General features: G+C 48.1%; 6 protein-coding genes. 5 read left to right on the forward strand and 1 reads right to left on the reverse strand.

The genetic code is table 11. From position 1 onward, the window contains the following. Window positions 1-129, reverse strand: a 129-nt coding sequence (locus IQR33_RS03975) for a MerR family DNA-binding transcriptional regulator (protein WP_193843532.1), incomplete at its 3' end; no start/stop codon positions are given. A gap of 209 nt (window positions 130-338) precedes the next feature. Here IQR33_RS03975 and IQR33_RS03980 point away from each other — a divergent pair. The 5 genes from IQR33_RS03980 to IQR33_RS04000 form a co-directional block, all read left to right on the forward strand. Continuing rightward, window positions 339-1,517: a thiolase family protein gene (locus tag IQR33_RS03980; RefSeq protein ID WP_193843533.1), complete on the forward strand. Its 1,179-nt coding sequence runs from the start codon at window positions 339-341 to the stop codon at window positions 1,515-1,517. Window positions 1,518-1,587: 70 nt separating this feature from the next. Continuing rightward, a complete protein-coding gene (locus IQR33_RS03985; RefSeq protein ID WP_047101355.1) occupies window positions 1,588-3,081 on the forward strand; it encodes a CoA-acylating methylmalonate-semialdehyde dehydrogenase in 1,494 nt (497 codons plus the stop codon). A 93-nt stretch (window positions 3,082-3,174) separates the two neighbouring features. Next, window positions 3,175-4,329: an acyl-CoA dehydrogenase family protein gene (locus tag IQR33_RS03990; protein WP_005373226.1), complete on the forward strand. Its 1,155-nt coding sequence runs from the start codon at window positions 3,175-3,177 to the stop codon at window positions 4,327-4,329. Between the two features lie 49 nt (window positions 4,330-4,378). Continuing rightward, the gene (locus IQR33_RS03995) at window positions 4,379-5,155 is read left to right on the forward strand and encodes an enoyl-CoA hydratase (protein ID WP_017633670.1); all 777 of its coding nucleotides are present in this window, start codon (window positions 4,379-4,381) and stop codon (window positions 5,153-5,155) included. A gap of 10 nt (window positions 5,156-5,165) precedes the next feature. Continuing rightward, window positions 5,166-6,108 (forward strand): enoyl-CoA hydratase/isomerase family protein (locus IQR33_RS04000; RefSeq protein WP_228013749.1); only part of this gene is annotated, 943 nt, incomplete at its 3' end.

Genomic DNA, 6,108 nt, shown 5'->3' on the forward strand with positions numbered 1-6,108 from the left:
GCGACCATTGTAGATTCGTGTGTTGCCTTTACGTTCCGGAGTTAGGAGACCTAAATCTTCGTAGAAGCGAATGCTTCGAGTAGTAATGTCGAACTCTTTCGCGAGCTCGCTGATCTTAAATGTGTTCATTCCTTAACCTTACGACTTTCGTATAACATTTACATGAATATACAATTCGTTAACGTTAAAGTAAACAAACAACATCCACTCTTGAGCCTTGATATCACTCGCATTTACTCGAAATCAAAGAATCACTCGAACAAACAATAACCTCAAACTTGACGTTAACGTAAATGTTAGTATAGTTATGACGTAAACGTCAACAAAAGGTTAATGGAATGAAAAATGAAACATGGATTGTTGCCGCTAAGCGAACGCCTATCGGCTCTTTTCAAGGTGCATTAGCTTCAACAGATGTCACGGAACTCGGTGCGAAAGCCATTCAAGGGGCGCTAGCCGAAAGCCAACTCGATGTGCACAAAATAGACGAAGTGTTGATGGGGTGCGTTTTACCCGCCGGTGTGGGGCAAGCGCCTGCAAGACAAGCAAGCCTTAAAGCTGAAATGCCACAATCGATTGGTTGTACGACACTGAACAAAGTTTGTGGATCGGGTATGAAAACCGTGATGCTGGCATATGACCTTATTCAATCTGGTAATGCGCATGCTGTCATCGCTGGTGGCATGGAAAACATGTCGTCTTCTCCTTATCTATTAAAGAAAGCGCGTGATGGTTTCCGTTTAGGTCACGAGCAAGTGCTTGATCACATGTTTTATGACGGGTTGCAGGATGCCTACCAAGGCGAGCTGATGGGTGTCTTTGCAGAACAGACGGCGCAAAAGTATCAGTTCAGCCGTGAAAGTATGGATGCCTGGGCGCAACAGTCGTTGACTCGTGCGCAGCAAGCAATCGAACAAGGTTTGTTCAAAGAAGAGATCGTGCCTGTTAACGTAAAAAGTCGACGCGGCGAAACCTTGGTTGTAGATGATGAGCAACCGAGCAAACTCGACGTCACTAAAATTCCTACCTTACGCCCTGCGTTTGCCAAAGATGGCGGCGTAACCGCAGCAAACTCTAGTTCCATTTCGGATGGTGCGTCGGCAATGATCTTAGTCGATAGTGAGTTTGGTCGTCAGGAAAACCTTCAGCCTCTAGCCAAAATTGTCGCGTACAGCACGCATGCAAGACAGCCTGATGAGTTCACCATCGCACCAGTCTTCGCGATTGAATCGCTGCTGGAAAAAACGGGCTGGGACAAATCAGACGTGGACCTTTGGGAAATCAATGAAGCGTTTGCAGTTGTAACGCAGTACGCAGTGAAAGCGCTTGAGTTGGATGCAAGCAAAGTGAATCCACGTGGCGGCGCTTGTGCGCTAGGGCATCCAATAGGCGCAAGTGGCAATCGAATCCTTGTCACTTTGATTCATGCGCTAAAACAAACTGGTGGTAAGCGTGGCGTTGCATCGCTTTGTATTGGCGGCGGCGAAGCTACCGCTATCGCGATTGAAATCTGCTAAATCACTCTCAACAAAGTTTCACTTACATAACAGTAGTTAGTAACAAGCTGAAAAATACAAGGATGTCATCATGACAGAACAAGTAAAGCAGTATATCGGTGGTGAATTTGCCATCTCCGATTCAAAACAATGGCTAGATGTAACCAACCCGGCAACCAACGAAGTGATTGCACAAGTACCTTGTGCCACGGAATCGGAAATGAATGCGGCGATTGCCAGCGCAACAGAAACGTTCAAACGCTGGAAAGAAGTTGCAGCGCCGGAGCGTGCTAGATTGATGTTGCGCTACCAACATTTGCTAAAAGAGCAACACGATGAGTTGGCGATACTGCTTTCAAGTGAGACAGGCAAAACCCTCGCGGATGCAAAGGGTGACATTTGGCGTGGGATTGAAGTCGTAGAACAAGCGGCGAACATTTGTAGCTCAATGATGGGCGAAACGGTTGAGAATGTCGCAACCAATATTGATGGTTACTCTTACATTCAACCGCTCGGTGTTTGTGCTGGCATCACACCGTTTAACTTCCCTGCGATGATCCCATTGTGGATGTTCCCGATGGCGATCGCTTGTGGCAACACCTTTATTTTGAAGCCGTCAGAGCAAGTGCCACTAACGGCAATGAAACTGGCGGAGCTGTTTGAACAAGCTGGCGCACCAAAAGGCGTATTGCAAGTTGTTCACGGGACCAAAGAGCAAGTCGACCGCATTCTGACTGATCCAGTTGTTCGTGCGATCTCTTTTGTTGGCTCTGTGCCCGTTGGTGAGTACATCTACAAAACAGGTACAGACAACCTGAAACGCGTGCAGTCATTTGCAGGTGCTAAGAACCACATGGTCATCATGCCGGATGCAAACAAACAGCAAGTCATCAATAACCTAGTTGGCGCGTCAGTTGGTGCTGCAGGCCAACGCTGTATGGCGATTTCGGTTGCCGTATTTGTCGGCGAAACCAAAGAATGGATTCCAGAGCTTAAAGAGGCGTTAGCTCAGGTTCAGCCTGGCGCGTGGGATGATGAAACCGCTGGTTATGGTCCGCTGATTAGCCCTCAAGCGAAGCAGCGAGTGGTGAATCTGATTAATGAAGGCAAAGCGTCAGGCGCGAATTGTGTTCTGGATGGAACAGACTGCCAAGTGCCTGGCTTCCCGAACGGTAACTGGGTGGGGCCAACACTGTTTACCAACGTGACCACAGACATGTCGATTTATCAGGAAGAAATTTTCGGGCCTGTGCTGTTAACTATGGAAGTGGATGACCTAGATGAAGCGATTAAACTGATCAATGCAAACCGCTTTGGTAATGGTACGTCTATTTTTACGGCGAACGGCGCTGCCGCGAGAAAGTATCAACACAATATCGAAGTAGGTAACGTAGGCATCAACGTGCCGATTCCGGTGCCATTGCCATTTTTCTCATTTACTGGGTGGAAAGGCAGCTTCTACGGCGACCTGCATGCTTACGGTAAACAAGCGGTTCGCTTCTACACCGAGACGAAAACTGTCACCGCGCGTTGGTTTGAAGATGACATTCCAAGCGGTCCAAACATGACCATTCAACTTAGCTAATTACTGGATTAGCGACACCTCTAGCCAAGCGCCACCGTTTAAGTGGGCTTGGCTCGGATACAAATGCAACGAATTAGACCTTAGGACTTCAAGATGGATTTTGAATTAAACGAAGATCAACTCGCGTTTGCCGAAGTAGCAAAGCAGTTTGCAGACCAAATGTTAGCGCCTCATGCGGCCGAGTGGGATGAAAACCATCATTTCCCTAAAGATGTACTGCGTCAAGCTGGTGAACTTGGTTTTCTGAGCATCTATACGCCGCCAGAGCATGGTGGCTTGGGGTTATCTCGTTTGGATGCGGCGATCATTTTCGAGCAGTTGGCTATGGGTTGTACCGCGACTACTGCGTTTATGACCATTCACAACATGGCGACGTGGATGATCACCAGCTTTGCCAAAGCCGAAGTGGCGCAGCAGTTTAGCGCGGATCTAATTTCGGGTGAAAAGCTCGCTTCCTACTGTTTAACCGAACCTAATGCAGGCTCTGACGCCGCTTCACTGACGACCAGTGCAGTGCGTGACGGCGATGAGTTTGTCCTGAATGGCGCAAAAGTGTTTATCTCTGGTGCGGGTGATACGGACGTTCTTGTCGTGATGGCGCGTTCGTGCGGCGAAGGAGCGGGTGGCGTTTCTGCATTCGTTGTTCCTGCTGATTGCGAAGGCATTAGCTACGGTAAAAAAGAAGCCAAAATGGGTTGGAACTGCCAGCCAACTCGCATGATTACCTTCGAAAATGTTCGTATTCCGGCTGACTATCTGTTGGGTGAAGAGGGAGAAGGCTTTAAGTTCGCCATGCTTGGCCTTGATGGTGGTCGAATCAATATCGCTACTTGTTCCGTCGGTACTGCGCAACAAGCACTGAACGAAGCCAAGCAATACATGAACGAACGCAAACAGTTCGGCCGTTCACTGGCGCAATTTCAAGCGTTGCAGTTCAAGCTTGCTGATATGGCGACTGAGCTGGTCGCTGCGCGTCAAATGGTGCGACTCGCTGCCGCTAAACTCGATGCCCAGCACGCAGAAAAAAGTGCGTACTGTGCCATGGCAAAACGCTTTGCTACTGATGTGGGCTTTAAAGTCTGCGATCAGGCGCTGCAAATTCACGGTGGCTATGGCTACATCAAAGAATATCCAGTCGAGCGCCATTTCCGAGACGTTCGTGTTCACCAAATCCTTGAAGGTACCAACGAAATCATGCGTCTGATCGTCGCAAGACGATTACTAACGGAAGGCGTTGAGCTGCTTTAGTCAGCGAGACACAGCCTTACCTAAAGAAATTAAAAAGGACTGAAAGATTATGACGGCACAAATCAAATTAGAGCGCGAAGCGCATATTGCCAAGCTCACGATTAGTAATCCGCCAGCGAACACTTGGACGCTTGAGTCTTTGAATCAGCTAAAAGAGTTGGCAATTGAACTTAGTAATGATCGCTCTATTTATGCGTTGGTTTTAACAGGCGAAGGCGAGAAATTCTTTTCTGCTGGAGCAGATCTTAATAACTTTGCATCGGGTGATAAATCACAAGCAGCAAACATGGCGTTCGCATTTGGTGAAGCGTTTGAAGCGCTTTCTGCATTCGATGGGGTTTCTATCGCAGCGATTAATGGTTACGCGATGGGCGGCGGTCTGGAAGTGGCGATGGCGTGTGACATTCGTATCGCAGAAGAACAAGTACAAATGGCACTTCCTGAAGCATCGGTAGGTTTGTTGCCGTGTGCGGGAGGGACGCAAAACCTGACCGCGTTGGTAGGTGAAGGTTGGGCGAAGCGTATGATCCTGTGTGGCGAGCGTGTGACGGCCGAGCGAGCGGAAAAAATTGGGTTAGTCGAAGAGGTGGTGGCGAAAGGTCAAGCACTCGAAGCGGCTATGGAGCTAGCACAGCGTGTTGCAGGTCAATCACCGAAATCTGTGTCTGCGTGCAAAACGCTAATTCAAGGTCGACGCAGCCAAACTCATGCAGCTGGATTGGTTTTGGAGCGTGAACTGTTTTTGCAGCTGTTCAATACACAAGATCAGACTGAGGGTGTGAATGCGTTTTTGCAAAAGCGCAAGCCACAATGGACAAACAGCTAGCGGAGGCCAAATGACAGGTACAGTAAATGTTTCAAAACTTGAGTGCGCTGATGGCTCTGTTATTGGTGTGCTAGAGCTTGATAACCCAGCAGCTCTCAACGCGTTGAGTTACGTGATGATTGAGAAGTTGTACAAACAGCTTAATGAATGGCAAACGGACGACAGCGTCATCGCGGTATTCTTGCATGCTCAAGGTGAAAAAGCGTTTTGTGCTGGTGGTGATATTCAAGCGATCTACCGTGCACTTGAAAACAAAGAGCAAGACTTTGATTCTGCGTTTTCAGCGATGGAAACCTTCTTTGACCTCGAATATCGCTGTGACCATCTTATTCATACTTATCCAAAACCGATCATCGCGTGGGGACATGGTTATTTGATGGGCGGGGGAGTTGGCCTGTTTATGGGTGCCAGCCATCGCGTAGCAGAAACCACCACACGCTTTGCAATGCCAGAGATTAAAATTGGCCTTTACCCAGATGTAGGCGCGACGTACTTCCTAAACCAGTTGCCAAAACATTTGGCACTTTTCCTGAGTTTGACAGCTTGCCAAATTAACGCAACAGATATGAAAGCGTTGGGGTTAAGCCAATGGATTGCACAGCCAGAAAACAAGCAAGTGCTGCTGGATCTGCTTGCATCGGTAAGTTGGAAAGGTGAAGCGAACATCAACGAAAAAATCGCCACTACGCTGCGTTCGGTACACGTGGACGAGCCAACCGAAGGGATGTTGATGCCCTATGCGGAATTGATTGAGCAGTTATGTTCGGGTGACTTAGCGTCAATTGTTGATGCAATCAGCCGTGCTAACGTTGATAGCAAGTGGTTCGTCAATGCGCAAAAAGCACTGAACTATGGCAGTCCGTTGTCGCTCAGTATCACTTATCAGCAGTTAACGCAGTATCAAAAACTCTCTTTGAAAGCGTGTTTTGATATGGAATTTAACCTAACACTAC

It is taken from the genome of Vibrio sp. OPT46 (assembly GCF_015163535.1).
GTDB lineage: Bacteria > Pseudomonadota > Gammaproteobacteria > Enterobacterales > Vibrionaceae > Vibrio > Vibrio alginolyticus.